The organism is Aeromonas australiensis (assembly GCF_000819725.1).
Classification (GTDB): domain Bacteria; phylum Pseudomonadota; class Gammaproteobacteria; order Enterobacterales; family Aeromonadaceae; genus Aeromonas; species Aeromonas australiensis.
On the sequence record NZ_CDDH01000069.1, the window covers coordinates 169,385 to 184,019 of the forward strand.

At 59.7% G+C, this 14,635-nt stretch carries 15 protein-coding genes; 9 read left to right on the top strand and 6 right to left on the bottom strand.

All coding sequences use genetic code 11. The features are described from left to right. The first annotated feature begins 48 nt into the window (after window positions 1-48). From lolA to serS, 3 genes are all read left to right on the top strand, one after another. Window positions 49-657, top strand: coding sequence for an outer membrane lipoprotein periplasmic chaperone LolA (lolA, locus tag BN1117_RS11875; protein ID WP_040097668.1), 609 nt, complete (start codon window positions 49-51; stop codon window positions 655-657). A gap of 153 nt (window positions 658-810) precedes the next feature. Beyond that, complete coding sequence (locus BN1117_RS11880) at window positions 811-2,148, top strand: replication-associated recombination protein A (protein ID WP_040097606.1); 1,338 nt, start codon at window positions 811-813, stop codon at window positions 2,146-2,148. 306 nt (window positions 2,149-2,454) lie between these two features. Further along, entirely contained in the window at window positions 2,455-3,750 is a 1,296-nt protein-coding gene (serS, locus tag BN1117_RS11885) for a serine--tRNA ligase (RefSeq protein WP_040097607.1), read from the top strand. A 2-nt stretch (window positions 3,751-3,752) separates the two neighbouring features. Here the strand turns inward: serS and BN1117_RS19480 are convergent, their stop codons facing one another. Continuing rightward, complete coding sequence (locus BN1117_RS19480; protein ID WP_156129969.1) at window positions 3,753-3,929, bottom strand: hypothetical protein; 177 nt, start codon at window positions 3,927-3,929, stop codon at window positions 3,753-3,755. 8 nt (window positions 3,930-3,937) lie between these two features. Between BN1117_RS19480 and BN1117_RS11890 the strand changes: the two genes are divergently transcribed. The 6 genes from BN1117_RS11890 (at window position 3,938) to BN1117_RS11915 (ending at window position 9,388) form a co-directional block, all read left to right on the top strand. Next, window positions 3,938-4,426: a CvpA family protein gene (locus tag BN1117_RS11890; protein ID WP_040097608.1), complete on the top strand. Its 489-nt coding sequence runs from the start codon at window positions 3,938-3,940 to the stop codon at window positions 4,424-4,426. Between the two features lie 21 nt (window positions 4,427-4,447). After that, on the top strand, window positions 4,448-5,968 hold the full coding sequence (gene purF / locus BN1117_RS11895; RefSeq protein ID WP_040097609.1) for an amidophosphoribosyltransferase: 1,521 nt from the start codon (window positions 4,448-4,450) through the stop codon (window positions 5,966-5,968). Window positions 5,969-6,185: 217 nt separating this feature from the next. Beyond that, window positions 6,186-6,944, top strand: coding sequence for a tRNA isopentenyl-2-thiomethyl-A-37 hydroxylase MiaE (gene miaE / locus BN1117_RS11900; protein WP_040097610.1), 759 nt, complete (start codon window positions 6,186-6,188; stop codon window positions 6,942-6,944). Window positions 6,945-7,243: 299 nt separating this feature from the next. Next, the gene (adk, locus tag BN1117_RS11905) at window positions 7,244-7,888 is read left to right on the top strand and encodes an adenylate kinase (protein WP_005337083.1); all 645 of its coding nucleotides are present in this window, start codon (window positions 7,244-7,246) and stop codon (window positions 7,886-7,888) included. A 98-nt stretch (window positions 7,889-7,986) separates the two neighbouring features. Next, a complete protein-coding gene (gene hemH / locus BN1117_RS11910; protein WP_040097611.1) occupies window positions 7,987-8,961 on the top strand; it encodes a ferrochelatase in 975 nt (324 codons plus the stop codon). Window positions 8,962-8,995: 34 nt separating this feature from the next. Further along, window positions 8,996-9,388 carry an MAPEG family protein gene (locus BN1117_RS11915; RefSeq protein WP_040097612.1) on the top strand — a complete coding sequence of 131 codons (393 nt, stop codon included), beginning with the start codon at window positions 8,996-8,998 and terminating at the stop codon, window positions 9,386-9,388. Window positions 9,389-9,613: 225 nt separating this feature from the next. On the opposite strand, the gene BN1117_RS11920 is transcribed toward BN1117_RS11915, so the two are convergent. From BN1117_RS11920 to nrfE, 5 genes are all read right to left on the bottom strand, one after another. Continuing rightward, window positions 9,614-10,066: an NUDIX hydrolase gene (locus BN1117_RS11920; RefSeq protein ID WP_040097613.1), complete on the bottom strand. Its 453-nt coding sequence runs from the start codon at window positions 10,064-10,066 to the stop codon at window positions 9,614-9,616. Between the two features lie 54 nt (window positions 10,067-10,120). After that, window positions 10,121-10,750, bottom strand: a complete 630-nt coding sequence (locus tag BN1117_RS11925) for a DUF2268 domain-containing putative Zn-dependent protease (protein WP_040097614.1) — start codon at window positions 10,748-10,750, stop codon at window positions 10,121-10,123. A 91-nt stretch (window positions 10,751-10,841) separates the two neighbouring features. Next, window positions 10,842-12,047, bottom strand: a complete 1,206-nt coding sequence (gene nrfF / locus BN1117_RS11930; RefSeq protein ID WP_040097615.1) for a heme lyase NrfEFG subunit NrfF — start codon at window positions 12,045-12,047, stop codon at window positions 10,842-10,844. Beyond that, entirely contained in the window at window positions 12,044-12,634 is a 591-nt protein-coding gene (locus BN1117_RS11935; RefSeq protein ID WP_040097616.1) for a DsbE family thiol:disulfide interchange protein, read from the bottom strand. Before BN1117_RS11935 ends, nrfF begins: the two co-directional genes overlap by 4 nt. After that, the gene (nrfE, locus tag BN1117_RS11940) at window positions 12,631-14,598 is read right to left on the bottom strand and encodes a heme lyase NrfEFG subunit NrfE (RefSeq protein WP_040097617.1); all 1,968 of its coding nucleotides are present in this window, start codon (window positions 14,596-14,598) and stop codon (window positions 12,631-12,633) included. The genes BN1117_RS11935 and nrfE overlap by 4 nt, the downstream gene beginning before the upstream one ends. Between the last annotated feature and the right edge of the window lie 37 nt (window positions 14,599-14,635).

Sequence of the window (14,635 nt, forward strand, 5' to 3'; positions counted from 1 at the left end):
CCTTTGCGGGCGTGGCCTTTTATCGAGAGCGTCTTTATGAAGAGCGTGATGAAAAAGCAACTATTGATGGGTACCGTGCTGCTGATGGCCAGCAGCCAGGTGTGGGCTGATGCGGCCAGTGATCTCAAACAGAAGCTGGCGGGTGTCAGCCTCTTCTCCGCCAAGTTTGCCCAGACCGTCTATGACAGCAAGGGCAAGGAGCTGCAAAAGGCCAGCGGCGATCTGCTGGTGCAGCGGCCAAACCGTTTCAACTGGCACACCACCTCGCCGGACGAGAGCCTGATCGTGGCCGATGGTCAGGATGTCTGGGTCTATGATCCCTTCGTCGAGCAGGTGACCGCCCTCAAGCTGAAAGATGCGGTGCTCAACACCCCCTTTATTCTGATCGCCGGCAATGACGACAAGTTCTGGAAGAACTATGACGTGACCCGGCAGGGGGATGTCTACACCGTCACTAGCCGTAACAAGGATGAGCTGATCGCCTCCTTTCGTGTCACCTTCGACCGACAAGACAACATCAGTCGTTTCGATGTGAAAGAGGCGCAGGGGCAGTGGAGTGAATTCACCCTGAGCAGCTTCAATCGCAAGCCCGTGCTCAAGGGCAATGAATTTGTTTTCAAGATCCCGAAGGGGGTCGAGCTGGACGACCAGCGTTAATGAGCAAGCGGTCGTTGGATTGCTCGCCACTGCGCCAGTCAAAGGCGAGTGGCGTGACGCTGGGTGGTCAATACCGATGAGCAACCTCTTGTTAGATTTCTCGTCGGACCGTGTTCCCATGGTGGTATCCGTGATACTGAACGGTCAATATAGATGAGTAACTTGTCGCTGGATTTTTCATCGGACTTTCGTCCGCTGGCGGCCCGGATGCGGCCGCAAAACCTCGACCAGTATATCGGTCAGCAACATATCCTGGGGGCTGACAAGCCCCTGCGCAAAGCCATTCTGGCGGGTCACTGCCACTCGATGATCCTGTGGGGACCGCCCGGTACCGGCAAGACCACGCTGGCGGAGTTAATGGCTCACTACTGTCAGGCCGAGGTGGAGCGACTCTCTGCGGTCACCTCCGGCATCAAGGAGATCCGCGCCGCCATCGACAAGGCCAAAGAGAACAGCTGGCGCGGGGTGCGCACCATCCTGTTCGTCGATGAGGTGCACCGCTTCAACAAGAGCCAGCAGGATGTGTTCCTGCCTCACATCGAAGATGGCACCATCACCTTTATCGGTGCCACCACCGAAAACCCCTCGTTCGAACTCAACAACGCGCTGCTCTCCCGGGCTCGGGTCTATCTGCTCAAGCGGCTGGAGGAGAGCGATATCCTCGCCATGATCGATCAGGCGATGACCGATCCCCGTGGTCTCAATGATCCGGCACTTACCTTCGCCCCCGGCGTCAAAGAGGCGCTGGCCAAGGCGGTGGATGGGGACGGGCGTAAATCCCTCAACTATCTGGAGCTGTTGGCCGACATGGCTGAAACCGACAGCACTGGGGCGCGGGTGATCGACAGTGCCCTGCTCGCTGCCGTGGTGGGGGAGCATGTGGCCCGTTTCGACAAGGGGGGCGATCACTTCTACGACCTCATCTCGGCGGTGCACAAATCCATTCGCGGCTCGGCGCCGGATGCGGCGCTCTATTGGTACGCCCGTATGGTGAGCGCCGGTTGCGATCCGCTCTATATCGCTCGTCGCTTGTTGGCGATTGCCTCGGAAGATGTAGGCAATGCCGATCCCCGCGCCATGCAGGTCGCCCTGTCGGCCTGGGATTGCTTCCACCGGATTGGTCCGGCGGAAGGGGAGCGGGCCATCGCCCAGGCGATTGTCTATCTCGCCTGCGCCCCCAAGAGCAATGCGGTCTATACCGCCTGGAAGGCGGCGCTGGCGGACGCCAAAAACCTCCCCGACTTCGAGGTGCCGGTGCACCTTCGCAATGCGCCGACCAAACTGATGAGCGATCTGGGCTATGGCGCCGAGTATCGCTATGCCCATGACGAGCCGGGCGCCTATGCCGCAGGTGAGCAGTACTTCCCGCCCGAGCTTGCCGGCAAGCAGTACTACCAGCCCACCGATCGCGGCCTTGAAAAGCAGATTGGCCAGAAGCTCGACTACCTCCATGAACTGGACCGGCAAAGTCCGCAGCAACGGGGCAAATAGCCCCTTTGTTACCCCGCGTGGCTGAAAATTGGTCAGGCGTTTGAATATGCAGGACGGTTTGCGTGCCAAAGTCGGTAAAAACGACACAAATAGTCCCTGTTCGGGCGGGGGGGCGGTCTGCTACACTGCCCGTCTGACCCCGCTTGTCTTGGCCTTGCGCCATCTTCTTGATCTCGAAGGCCTGATAGTTAAGGCCCGATTCTGAAGACGATTGGGGTGCGCCAACCGATGTTAACTTCCGGATCTGTTTCCCAGCCCGTCATGACGACTCAGGCCCAGATCCCATTTTAAAAAAGTAGGTAAACCATGCTGGATCCCAAATATCTGCGCAGCGATATCGAAGAGGCTGCCGCTCGTCTGGCGACACGTGGCTACGTCCTGGACGTAGCAGCGGTCAACGCTCTGGAAGAGAAACGCAAGGATCTGCAGTCCCGTACCCAGGAGCTGCAGGCCGAGCGCAACGCCCGCTCCAAATCCATCGGTGAAGCTGCCCGTCGTGGTGAAGATGTTGCCCCGCTCAAGGCCATCGTTTCCAAAATCAACGACGAGCTGGAAACCAGCAAGGTCGAGCTGGATGCCCTGCTGGCCCAGCTGAAAGCCATTGCCGACGCCATCCCCAACCTGCCGAGCGAGACCACTCCGGTGGGCCGTGACGAGAACGACAACGTGGAAGTGCGCCGCTGGGGGACCCCGCGCGAGTTCAGCTTCCCGGTACGGGATCACATCGATCTGGGCGAAGCGGCCAAGGGCGTTGACTTCAAGAATGGCGTCAAACTCTCCGGTACCCGTTTTGTGGTGATGAAGGGTCAGATTGCCCGTCTGCACCGTGCCCTGGCTCAGTTCATGCTGGATCTGCACACCCAGCAGCACGGTTACACCGAGTGCTACGTGCCCTATCTGGTGAACCCGGACAGCCTCTATGGCACCGGTCAGTTGCCGAAATTTGCCCAGGATCTGTTCAATACCGGTATCGAAGGTGAAGGGGAAGAAGAGGGCAAGGTGCGCAAGTTCTCCCTGATCCCGACTTCCGAAGTGCCGCTCACCAACATGGCTCGCGACGAGATCTTCGAAGAGCAGGAACTGCCGATCAAGATGACCGCTCACAGCCCGTGCTTCCGTTCCGAAGCGGGCTCTTACGGTCGTGATACCCGTGGCCTCATCCGTATGCACCAGTTCGACAAGGTTGAAATGGTTCAGCTGGTTCACCCTTCGAGCTCCTGGGATGCGCTGGAGGAGATGGTCGGTCACGCCGAGAAGGTGCTGCAACTGCTGGAGCTGCCGTATCGCGTGATGGCGCTCTCTACCGGTGACATGGGCTTCTGCGCTGCCAAGACCTACGATCTGGAAGTGTGGCTGCCGGCCCAGAACACTTACCGCGAGATCTCCTCTGTCTCCAACTGCACCGACTTCCAGGCGCGCCGCATGCAGGCTCGCGTGCGTATCGACGGCAAGCCGCAGCTGCTGCACACCCTGAACGGCTCCGGTCTGGCAGTGGGTCGTACCCTGGTTGCCGTGATGGAGAACTACCAGCAGGAAGATGGTCGCATCGCCATCCCGGCTGCGCTCCAGTCCTACATGGGTGGTCTGACCCACATCGGGTAAGTTCACGCCGCAGACCACAACGCCATGGCATTGCCATGGCGTTGTGCATTCTGGCGCCGAACAACCGTTTTAGTGCTGAAAAAATGCGGCTTTTCGGCGTCGCTTTGAACAGTTAACACATTTTTATCAAGCAATGCGCAATCGTTTTTGTTAGACTGCGCCGCAATTTCGCAGGACATCTTTTTCTATGGTCTGGATTGATTACGCCATCATCGGCATCGTCGGTTTCTCTGCTCTTATCAGCCTGGTGCGCGGCTTCGTCAAGGAGGCCATGTCTCTTGTCACCTGGTTCGTCGCCTTCTTTATTGCCAGCCATTTCTATCCCGATCTCGCCGTCTATTTCACCTCCTTCTCCGACGCGCTGGTTCGCAACGGTCTGGCCATCGCGGCGCTGTTTGTGGCGACCCTGATCCTCGGCGGCGTGGTCAACTATGTGGTGGGCCTGTTGGTGGACAAGACGGGTCTCTCCGGTACCGATCGGGTGCTGGGGGTCTGCTTCGGTGCAATTCGCGGGGTGCTGATCGTCAGTGCCCTGCTTTTTTTCATGGATACCTTCACCAGCCTCTCCCAGAGCGACTGGTGGGTGGCGTCCAGGCTGGTGCCGGAGTTCAAGCCGGTGATCCAGTGGTTTTTCGGGTTCATGTTGAACTCATCCAGTTTTCTTAAACAGGTATAGTGACTTCGAGGTAGCAAAGACATGTGTGGTATTGTCGGTATAGTTGGCACCACCCCCGTCAATCAGGCCCTCTACGACGCCTTGACGGTGTTGCAGCACAGGGGACAGGATGCCGCCGGGATCGTGACCATTGATAGTGGAAACTTCCGGCAACGCAAGGCCAATGGCCTGGTGAAGGACGTGTTTGAAGTGCGCCACATGCAGCGTTTGCAAGGGAACATCGGCATAGGTCATGTCAGATATCCCACCGCAGGCAGCTCAAGTGCCGCTGAAGCCCAACCTTTTTATGTGAACTCGCCCTACGGCATGGTGCTGGCCCATAATGGCAACCTCACCAACGCCAAGGAGCTCAAGGAGCAGCAGTTCAAGGTCGCCCGCCGCCACATCAACACCACCTCCGACTCGGAAGTGTTGCTGAACGTGCTGGCCCACGAGCTGGATCGCTGTGACAAGATGGCCCTGCGTCCCGAAGATATCTTCGCCGCGGTACGCAGAACCCATCAGCAGATCCGCGGCGCTTATGCGGTGGTCTCGCTGGTGATTGGCCATGGTCTCATCGGCTTTCGCGATCCCAACGGCATTCGCCCGCTGATCCTCGGTCGTCGTCAGGACGAGCAGGGCCAGGTGGAGTACATGCTCGCCTCCGAGAGCGTGGCGCTCGACGCCATCGGTTTCGAAACGGTGCGGGATATTGCGCCGGGTGAAGCCATCTACATCACTGAACAGGGCCAGCTCTTCTCCGAGCAGTGTGCGGAGAACCCGCAGATGAGCTCCTGCATTTTTGAATATGTCTACTTCGCCCGTCCCGATTCGTGCATCGACAAGGTCTCGGTCTACGCCGCCCGCCTCAACATGGGTCGCAAGCTGGGTCAGAAGATTGCCCGCGAGTGGGAAGATCTCGACGTCGATGTGGTTATCCCCATCCCCGAGACCTCCTGTGACGTGGCGCTGGAAATAGCCCACACTCTCGGTCTGCCATACCGTCAGGGCTTTGTGAAGAACCGCTACATCGGCCGTACCTTCATCATGCCGGGCCAGACCCAGCGCAAGAAGTCGGTGCGTCGCAAACTCAACGCCATCAGCTCCGAATTCAAGGGCAAGAAGGTGTTGCTGGTGGATGACAGCATAGTGCGCGGTACCACCTCCGAGCAGATCATCCAGATGGCTCGTGAAGCGGGGGCAGCCAAGGTCTACTTTGCCTCGGCGGCGCCGGAAATTCGTTTCCCCAACGTCTATGGCATCGACATGCCCACCGCTAACGAGCTGATCGCCCACGGCCGTGAAGTGGAACAGGTGTGCAAGCTGATTGGTGCTGACGGCCTGATTTTCCAGGATCTGGAAGATCTGGAAGCGGCAGTACGGGAGCTCAACCCTGATCTGCGCCACTTCGAGACCTCGGTGTTTAACGGCCACTACGTCACCTCCGACGTGGATCAATCCTACCTGGATCACCTTAATGCCCTGCGTAACGATGACACCAAAGCGGTGCGTGAATGGCAGGAGGGCACCAGCAATCTGGAAATTTTTAACGAAGGAAGTTAAACGTTTTCCTTTTTTCTGGTTTGCATAACGCAGTGGGGGCCTTGGCTCCCATTGTCGTTTCTGCCTCGCACCGGCAGAAGAGGGAGGAGATATCTGTTTGAAAAACATCCGTTTATCTTGCCGGATATGGGCATGGTCAGCAGGATCCGCTAGCATAGGCGCCAACATGTATGGCCGATACGCTGTTAACCGGCGTGTTTAACAAACGAGAGTTCAGATGGATGATCTGCTAGCCCCTGTGCGCCAGTTTTTGCAATGCGAGACCCCGGATGAGTGGGTAGAGATGGCGCGGGATCCGGCCCGTTTACCGACCCTGCTCATCGATCACGCCAACTGCGAGACCAAGGCCGCACTCACTGCCCACAGTCTGGTGCGCCGTTACTGCCTGCCCAAGGGCAAGCGCCATCTGCTGCCCAAGTTGGAGTTTTATCGCGAGCTGGATGCCATTCCGGAGAAGGCCGAGATCCTGGGCAAGCGCAGCATGGGGGAGTCTGATCGCAGCGTCTTTGCCGAGCTGGAGCGCAATCCGCTGCTGTTTCCCATGGTGCGGCTCATTCAGGAGGAGCTGCATCACTTCGAGCAGGTGCTGGAGATCATGCAGGCCCGCGGCATCGAGTACGGGCCGGTGACGGCCTCCCGCTATGCCCGCCAATTGATGCAGCATGTGCGTACCCATGAACCGGCCACCATAGTCGACAAGATGATCATCGGCGCCTATATCGAAGCCCGCTCGTGCGAGCGCTTTGCCAAGCTTGCCCCCCATCTGGACGACGAGCTGAGCCGCTTCTACGTCTCTTTGCTGCGCTCCGAAGCGCGTCACTATCAGGATTACCTCAGCCTGGCAGAGCTGTATGCCGGGGAAGATATCAGCGAGCGGGTGGCCTTCTTTGGCAAGCTGGAAGCCGAGCTTATCTGCTCGCCAGATCCACAGTTCCGGTTCCATAGCGGCCTGCCTGTCACATCTGACAGTTGTTGACGTATAGGGGGCAAACTACCATTGCCCTGTTCCTACTACGAGCGACAAGTAGTTACTTTTGAGCGCAATTCCCGGCCATGAGCCGGGATTTTTTTGCCGTAAACCCTTCCTTTCTTTGGCGCTCTATGCTGAATACCTGGCTATTTTTGCATCTCCCCTTTGCGATGAAATCCTGTTCGATCAGTCGGTTATTGTGGCGATAAAGTGCTCATTCAGGTGGCCCGCCCTTGTAGAAACGGGCGAAACCGTGTACTTTTTTGCCTTCGCAAGATTTGAATAACCAATCAATAGGAGCGTGTATGCGCATTGTTCTGTTGGGGGCTCCGGGCGCCGGTAAAGGTACTCAGGCTCAGTTCATCATGGAAAAACACGGCATTCCCCAGATCTCCACCGGCGACATGCTGCGTGCGGCGATCAAAGCGGGCACCGAGCTCGGCCTGAAAGCCAAAGCAGTGATGGACGCAGGTCAGCTGGTCTCTGACGACATCATCATCGGTCTGGTCAAAGAGCGCATCGCTCAGCCGGATTGCGCCAAAGGCTTCCTGTTGGACGGTTTCCCGCGCACTATTCCCCAGGCACAAGCCATGAAGGACGCAGGTGTTGTGGTTGATTTCGTGCTGGAGTTCGATGTGCCGGACGAAGAGATCGTCAAGCGGATGAGCGGCCGTCGCGTTCACTCCGGCTCCGGCCGTACCTACCACGTGGTGTTCAACCCGCCGAAAGTGGAAGGCAAGGATGACGTGACCGGTGAAGATCTGGTGATCCGCGCCGACGACGAAGAGACCACAGTACGCAAGCGTCTGGATGTATATCATCAGCAGACCGCGCCGCTGATTGGTTTCTATGGCAAAGAGGCGGAAGCTGGCCATACCCGTTACGTCAAGATCGACGGCACCCAGCCGGTTGATCTGGTCAGCAAGCAGCTTGCCACCATTCTGGGCTGATCTTTGCTGCCGGCACTGTTTCCCGTGCCATCAGATAAATAAAGAGAAGGGCCCTGTCGGGCCCTTTTTGCATAATGACAGATAGACAGGAAGCCAACGTGACCACGAAAACTGGAATATTGCTGGTCAATCTGGGTACCCCAGCCGCCCCGACCACCGCTGCCGTCAAAGCGTTCCTCAGCCAGTTCCTGCACGATCCCCGTGTGGTGGACCTGCCCCGTTACCTCTGGTGCCCGCTGCTCCACTTCATCATCTTGCCGACCCGCTCGCCCAAAGTGGCCAAACTCTATCAGCAGGTGTGGACCGAGCAGGGCTCGCCGCTGATGGTGATAAGCAAGCAGCAGCGTACTGCGCTGGAGCAGGAGCTCAAGCGGGAGGGGGTCGAGGTGCCGGTGGAGCTGGCGATGACCTACGGCTCCCCGTCAGTGAGTGATGGCTGGCAGGCGCTCAAGGCCAAAGGGGTCAACCGGGTGATCCTGTTGCCGCTCTATCCGCAATATTCGGTCAGTACCACCGCCTCGGTCTTCGATGCCTGGGGCAAGGCGATGAAGAAGGAGCGCAATCTGCCGGTGGTGCGGCTTATTCGTGATTATCACGCCCATCCCGAATACATTCAGGCGTTGGCCATGAGCGTGCGCCGTCACTGGGAGCAGCACGGTCAGGGTGATCACCTGCTGATGTCGTTCCACGGAATTCCCGAGCGCTACGAGAATGAAGGGGACCCCTATGGTCACCAGTGTCGCCACACAGCCACTCTGCTGGCCGAGGCGCTCGGGCTGGCGGCCGGACAGTGGACGGCCAGCTTCCAGTCCCGCTTTGGCAAGGAGGAGTGGCTCAAGCCCTACACAGACGTGACCATCGCCGGTATGCCTGCTGCGGGTATCAAGCGGCTTGATGTGATTTGCCCCGCCTTTGCCGCCGATTGCCTCGAAACCCTTGAGGAAATTCAGGTTCAGAACCGGGAGATCTTCATGGAGGCCGGTGGCGAGCGGTTTGAATATATTCCGGCCCTCAACAGCGATCAGACCCATATCAGGATGATGGTCTCGCTCATCTGCCGCGAATTGGCATGAGTGACCGGCAGTCAGTCAAATAAGGAGTCGAGTCATGGTACATATCACGCTGATCTACGCAGGCCTGCTGGGGCTGCTGTTTTTGGGACTCTCCTTCTGGGTGGTCAGACGTCGCGCCCAGTTCGGAGTGATGATAGGAGAGGGGGAGGCCCCCGAGCTGCTGGCGGCGATCCGGGCCCACGGCAACTTTGCCGAGTATGTGCCGCTGACCCTGCTGCTGATGGCGCTGTGCGAGCTCTCCGGTGCCGGTGCGATCTGGCTGCATGCTGGTGGCGCCATGCTGCTGGTCGGCCGCATCTTCCATGCCATCGGCATCCAGATCCCCAAAGCCCCCAATGTGCCCCGATTGCTGGGCACCTTGCTGTTCTGGCTCGCGCTCGGACTCCTCTCGGTGCTGGCCCTGTTGCAGGGTATGGCGCTCGCCTGAAACCGGCGTTTTTTATACTAAAGGCCCATCCATGATGCAGGGAAATGCGATGGTCAGCCTGCTCTACAGCCCAACTGATTTACCCTTGCCGGGCTGTTAAGCCTCAACTTTCCGACAGAACTGTCAAGATTCGCTTCCGATAGATATCGCAATGCAGCTCAGCATAAGTGAACTGCATTGCCCATTCAGAGGGCGTTGACAGATCACAGCGCGCACCAGATGCAGTCAGCGGATATCGACCCGCATCAGGGGAGAGGGGGCGTTGTCGACAAAGTGGTGCCAGATGTGATCGTAGAGCGCCTTTTGGCCCGGGAAACTCACCAGCGCCTTGGCCTCGGCCAGGGAACACCAGCGATAGTCGGTGTGCTCATCGTTGAGGGTCACCGCCTGATTGGGCGGGCAATAAACCACAAAGACCGGCACCACCTCCACCGTATTCAAGCTCGCCTCGTAGAACTGCTCCAGATACTGGCCATTGTAGAGCTCGGTGACCGGGAGCCCCGTCTCTTCGCCGAACTCGCGAATAATGGTCTGCCAGCCGGTTTCACCCGCCTCCACCGTGCCCGCCACATGGCACCAGAAGCCCCCCTTGACCCGTTTCATCACCAGCAATTTGGTTTCGCCATCGACAGTGGTAAGGGCAACGCCGGAGACGGCCTTGCAGCGAATGGGGATCATGATCTTCTCTCCGGATTTGGGCTCTGTAATCGCCACGAACAGTGTGATGGTGTGTTAATTGAAATACGCCTCGGCGGGTAGGCCTATGACCTCTATTTCATTCAGGCCGCTATTGGCCAGATAGTTGGCCACCAGATTGAACCCCACCCAGTAACCGGCATATTTGGGAAATGGCCGGTTATCACGGCAGTAGAAAAAGTCTAAAAAGTTGAACTGCTTGCTGGACAGATGGGGCGTCATCTCTGCCAGCAGCGATTGCCAGTCATGGTGCTGAGACGCCTTGAACAGCGAGGGGAGTGTGCCGCCATTGAACCTCTGCTCAAAGTAGCAGGCCAGCCCTTCAAAAATCAGGTTTTCGGCCAGTGTTTCTGCTTCCACCTTGTTCTTCTTTTGCACGATATGGTGGACTTCGTGGGCCATCACGGCAGGCAATTCGGTGATGATCACCTCTTTGATGTCGGGCCGTTCCAGATCAAGCTGGAGTTCTATTCGATACATGTTGATGGCCCAGCCACCGATACCCGAATCGGGAGCATCCCCCTCGGCAAAAGGGCTGAAGGTGACATCCAGTTGGGAGAGATCGAACAAGGCATTCAATTTGTGCGCCGTCTCGGCAAAAACGTGCCTAATGGTGTCATCGAGTCCATCGAATTTGCCCGAGTCGTTTAACAGAGTGAGTTGCATCCAGACATCCTTGTCTATTGAAAGAGGGAGTTGAGCCACTTACGTGGTCGCGGCGCCATATCACCACGATTACCCTCCTTCAATCAAGGGGTTACCCGCCCATTATGCTTGCCGTCTGGATCGCCTCGATCAGCGCGGCCCGGTTGATGCGGGGCCGCTCGCCATCGAGCAGTTGTTGCCACAGGGCGATGGCCTGACTGTAGCGACCATGGAGGAAGTGATCGGAGGCGAGCAGCATCAGGGCGCTCACTTCCTCCGCATCCTGCTTGAGGGCACTCTCCAGCAGGCGGGTTGCCTCGGGAGTCAGCTGCTGGCCCGCCTGATAGTAGAGCACGGTGGCCTGGGCGGCTTGAGTCGCCGCGCTGGCGCCCCCCTCCAGCAGAGCAAGACGCTGATAGGCGAGCAGGGCGTTGTCATACTCGTTCCGATAGAGATAGAGCTGGCCGAGCGCCGCCCAGCTGTCGAGATCGGCGGGGCTGCGCAGAAGCTTCTGATGCAGACTCCCCAGCTCCTTGTCTTGCAGATCCCGCGGGCTCAACCCCGCCAGCGGGTCGGGATGCGACTGATAAGCCTGCCACGCCTGATAGCGGCCGCTGCTAAGATACACAGCGGCCACGGCTACGCATGCCAGGATGCCAAGCAGTAACAGGGCCCGCCCGTGCCGGTTATTGCGGCTGTGATCGTCATGCAGGTTGGCCAGTTGCGCACGCAGGGCCAGCTCAGCAGCCGGGATGGCATTGGCCAGGCGGGCGGCGCTTAGCTCCCCGTATAGAGGTTGGTTTGGGGAGAGGTCTGCTTGCTCCCCGTGCATGATCAGCAAATTCAGTTCGCTGCGCGGATCGGCGGCGGGTTGAGGGGGGGCCTCAACGATGGCCTTAACGGCAGGGATGGGTTGCACCTTTGTGCGCGTCAGGCGGCGAAACAGGATCAACAGCGCCAGCCCCAACAGCAGCAGGGGGCCGCCCCACAGCAGCGCCGTGCTGCTCTTGAAGGGGGGATCGTAGCGGACGAAATCGCCGAAGCGCTCCGTCATGCGGGCGATCACCTGCTCATCAGACTGCCCCTCGTCCACCCAGCGGTAGACCTCTAGCCGCAGATCCCGCGCGATGGGAGAGTTGGACTCCACCAGGTTCTGGTTCTGGCACTGGGGGCAGCGCAGGGCGCGGGCCACTTCCTGAGCGCGGGTCTGCAGCTCGGGGTGGCGAAATTGATAGGTATCGACCCCGCTGGAATATGCAGTTGCACTCAGCAGCATGCCGAGGGCCAGCAGGGCGCAGGCAAGAGAACGGCGCATCATGGCTGTGTCTCCCGAGCTGATGTTGCAATAGCTGGTGCAGTAGTGGCGGCCTTTATCTGCCCATCCGCTCGCGCCTTGTCGAGCAGGGGGGCAAACTGGCGTTGCCAGATCTTCTGGGTGAGCAGGCCGGTATGGCGGGTCAGCAGGGTGCCATCGCCGGCAAAGAGATAGGTCTCCGGCGTGCCGTATACGCCGAGCTCTAGCGCCAGTTTGCCGTCGGGGTCCGCCAGTACAGCGCGATAGGGGTTGCCCGCCTGGATAAGCCAGGCGCGGGCGGCGTCCCCCTCGTCCCGGTAGTTGAGGCCGTAGAGGGGCACGGTGCTGGCTAGCTCACCCAGCAGCGGATGTTCAGCGCGGCAGTTGGCGCACCAGCTGGCCCAGACGTTGAGCACAAAGGGCTCCCCCTTGAGGCTGGCGGTCTGGATCTGACTCCCGTCCAGCAGATTGTCGCTCTGCCACGCAGGCAGGGTACGGCCGAGCGTCGCCTCATCCTGGCTGTAAGGATTGTTGCCAAGGCCGAGCCAGAGCAGGCTGCCGAGGCCCAGGGTCACGAGCAGGGGAAGAAAGAGGCGCAGGCGGGATCTCATAACGCCTCCTGTTCGAGCCGGGGATGGGAGGTGCCAACCGCAACGGGGCGGGAGGCAAGCAAAGGGCGACGGGCGATCAGGCGCAGGGTGCCGCCTGCCATCATCAACAGGCCGCCGAGCCAGATCCAGCGCACCAGCGGCTTGTAGTGCAGCCGCATGGCATAGGCATCTGGCCCCATCTTCTCACCCAGCACCACGTAGAGATCGCCGAGCACACCCCACGCGATGCCCGGCTCGTTCATATTCATGGTGCGCACGCTGTAGTGGCGCCGCTCCGGCGTCAGCCGCGCCACCTCTTTACCATTTTTGTGCACGCTAAGCGTGATCCGCTCGGCGGTATAGTTGGGGCCGATCACCGGCTCGCGCCCCTCATAGCGAACCTCGAACGCGCCGAGGTGATAGGGGTTGTCGGCGGCGAGCACGGCGCCACCCTCCTGACTGTGATGACTTACCTGCGCGATGCCAAGGGCACACACCGCCACCCCGAGGTGGGCCAGCAAGCTGCCGAGCCGATTGAGGGTGAATTTGCGAAGCGACGTCAGTTGCAAGAGCGGGAGCAACAGGCTGGCCATCAGCCAGAGGCTCACCATATTGGCGAGGATGCCGCTCCAGCTAGCGGAAAACGATCCCTGTTCCAGATAGGCAAGGCTAATGAGCCCGCCGCCAAGCAGGCCAAACAGCGGCGGCAACAGGGTGTTGAGTCGGGCACTTGTGGCAAGCTGCTGCCAGCGCAGGCGCGGCAGCAGGGTCATCAGCGCCATCAGCAGCAGGGCCAGCGGCACGAAGATGGTGTTGAAATAGGGGGCGCCCACCGAGAGGGAGCCCAGATGGAGCGACTGGAACACCATGGGGTAGAAGGTGCCGAGCAGCACACTGGCGCAGGCCACGCAGAGCAGCAGGATGGCGGCGCCGAGCAGCCCCTCTTTTGACAGTAAGCCAAAGCGGGCATAGGGGGCGCGAATATCCGCCCGCAGGGCAAACAGGGTCAGGGCGCAGGTCAATAGCAAGCCGAGCAGCAACAAGAGGGTGAGGCCGCGGTCGGGATCCACCGCAAAGGCGTGTACCGAGGTGAGCACCCCGGAGCGCACCACGAAGGTGCCGAGCAGGCTCAGCGAAAAGGTAAAGATAGAGAGCAACAGCACGGCGTGACCATAGGCGCCGCGCTTCTCGCAGACAATCAGGGCGTGCAGCAGGGCGGTGCCCAGCAGCCAGGGCAAGAGTGAGGCGTTTTCTACCGGATCCCAGAACCACCAGCCACCCCAGCCGAGCTCGTAGTAGGCCCACCAGGAACCCAGCACGATACCGGCGGTGAGAAACACCCAGGAGCCGAGCGCCCAGGGGCGGCTCCAGTGAGCCACGGCGCCATCGAGCTGACCCGAGTGCAGCGCCGCCATGGCGAAGGCAAAGTTGACCGCAAAGCCGACATAGCCGAGATAGAGCAGGGGTGGGTGGAGGATAAGGCCGATGTCCTGCAGCATGGGGTTGAGATCGCGCCCCTCCAGCGGCCCCGGGAACTGGCGGTCAAACGGGCTGGAGAAAATTAGGGTATAGAGGGCGAACAGCCCGACGATCAGCCCCATGATGGCCAGCACCCGGGCGGTGATCAGCGGATCGACCCGTGTTGAACAGAGCGCGACCAGTGCCCCCCACAGGGCCAGTGCAAAGACGAAGAACAGCATGGAGCCCTCGTGGCCCCCCCATACCGCAGCCAGCTTGAAGCCCAGTGGCAGGGCGCTGTTGGCGTGCTGGGCCACATAGACCAGGGTGAAGTCATCGAGACCAAAACAGCCTGCGAGCAGCAGCAGGGCTGCACCGAGCAGGGCGGCATTTAACAGTGCCAGTGGCTTTGCACAGCGCAGCAGAGTCGGGGAGGCGAGCCGCAATCCCAGCCAGGGCAGTGTGCCCTGCAGCAAGGAGAGTGCCGCCGCCAGCAACAGTGAGAGATAGCCGAGCTCCGCCAGCACATAACCTCCAGTCAATCATTCGTCTATGTTATGCCGC

Excerpts from the sequence above, each read along its gene's own strand:
- lolA (WP_040097668.1), top strand. The coding sequence starts at position 49 with ATGAAAAAGCAACTATTGATGGGTACCGTGCTGCTGATGGCCAGCAGC.
- BN1117_RS11880 (WP_040097606.1), top strand. The coding sequence starts at position 811 with ATGAGTAACTTGTCGCTGGATTTTTCATCGGACTTTCGTCCGCTGGCG.
- serS (WP_040097607.1), top strand. The coding sequence starts at position 2,455 with ATGCTGGATCCCAAATATCTGCGCAGCGATATCGAAGAGGCTGCCGCT.
- BN1117_RS19480 (WP_156129969.1), bottom strand. The coding sequence starts at position 3,929 with ATGTCCTGCGAAATTGCGGCGCAGTCTAACAAAAACGATTGCGCATTG.
- BN1117_RS11890 (WP_040097608.1), top strand. The coding sequence starts at position 3,938 with ATGGTCTGGATTGATTACGCCATCATCGGCATCGTCGGTTTCTCTGCT.
- purF (WP_040097609.1), top strand. The coding sequence starts at position 4,448 with ATGTGTGGTATTGTCGGTATAGTTGGCACCACCCCCGTCAATCAGGCC.
- miaE (WP_040097610.1), top strand. The coding sequence starts at position 6,186 with ATGGATGATCTGCTAGCCCCTGTGCGCCAGTTTTTGCAATGCGAGACC.
- adk (WP_005337083.1), top strand. The coding sequence starts at position 7,244 with ATGCGCATTGTTCTGTTGGGGGCTCCGGGCGCCGGTAAAGGTACTCAG.
- BN1117_RS11915 (WP_040097612.1), top strand. The coding sequence starts at position 8,996 with ATGGTACATATCACGCTGATCTACGCAGGCCTGCTGGGGCTGCTGTTT.
- BN1117_RS11920 (WP_040097613.1), bottom strand. The coding sequence starts at position 10,066 with ATGATCCCCATTCGCTGCAAGGCCGTCTCCGGCGTTGCCCTTACCACT.
- BN1117_RS11925 (WP_040097614.1), bottom strand. The coding sequence starts at position 10,750 with ATGCAACTCACTCTGTTAAACGACTCGGGCAAATTCGATGGACTCGAT.
- nrfF (WP_040097615.1), bottom strand. The coding sequence starts at position 12,047 with ATGATGCGCCGTTCTCTTGCCTGCGCCCTGCTGGCCCTCGGCATGCTG.
- BN1117_RS11935 (WP_040097616.1), bottom strand. The coding sequence starts at position 12,634 with ATGAGATCCCGCCTGCGCCTCTTTCTTCCCCTGCTCGTGACCCTGGGC.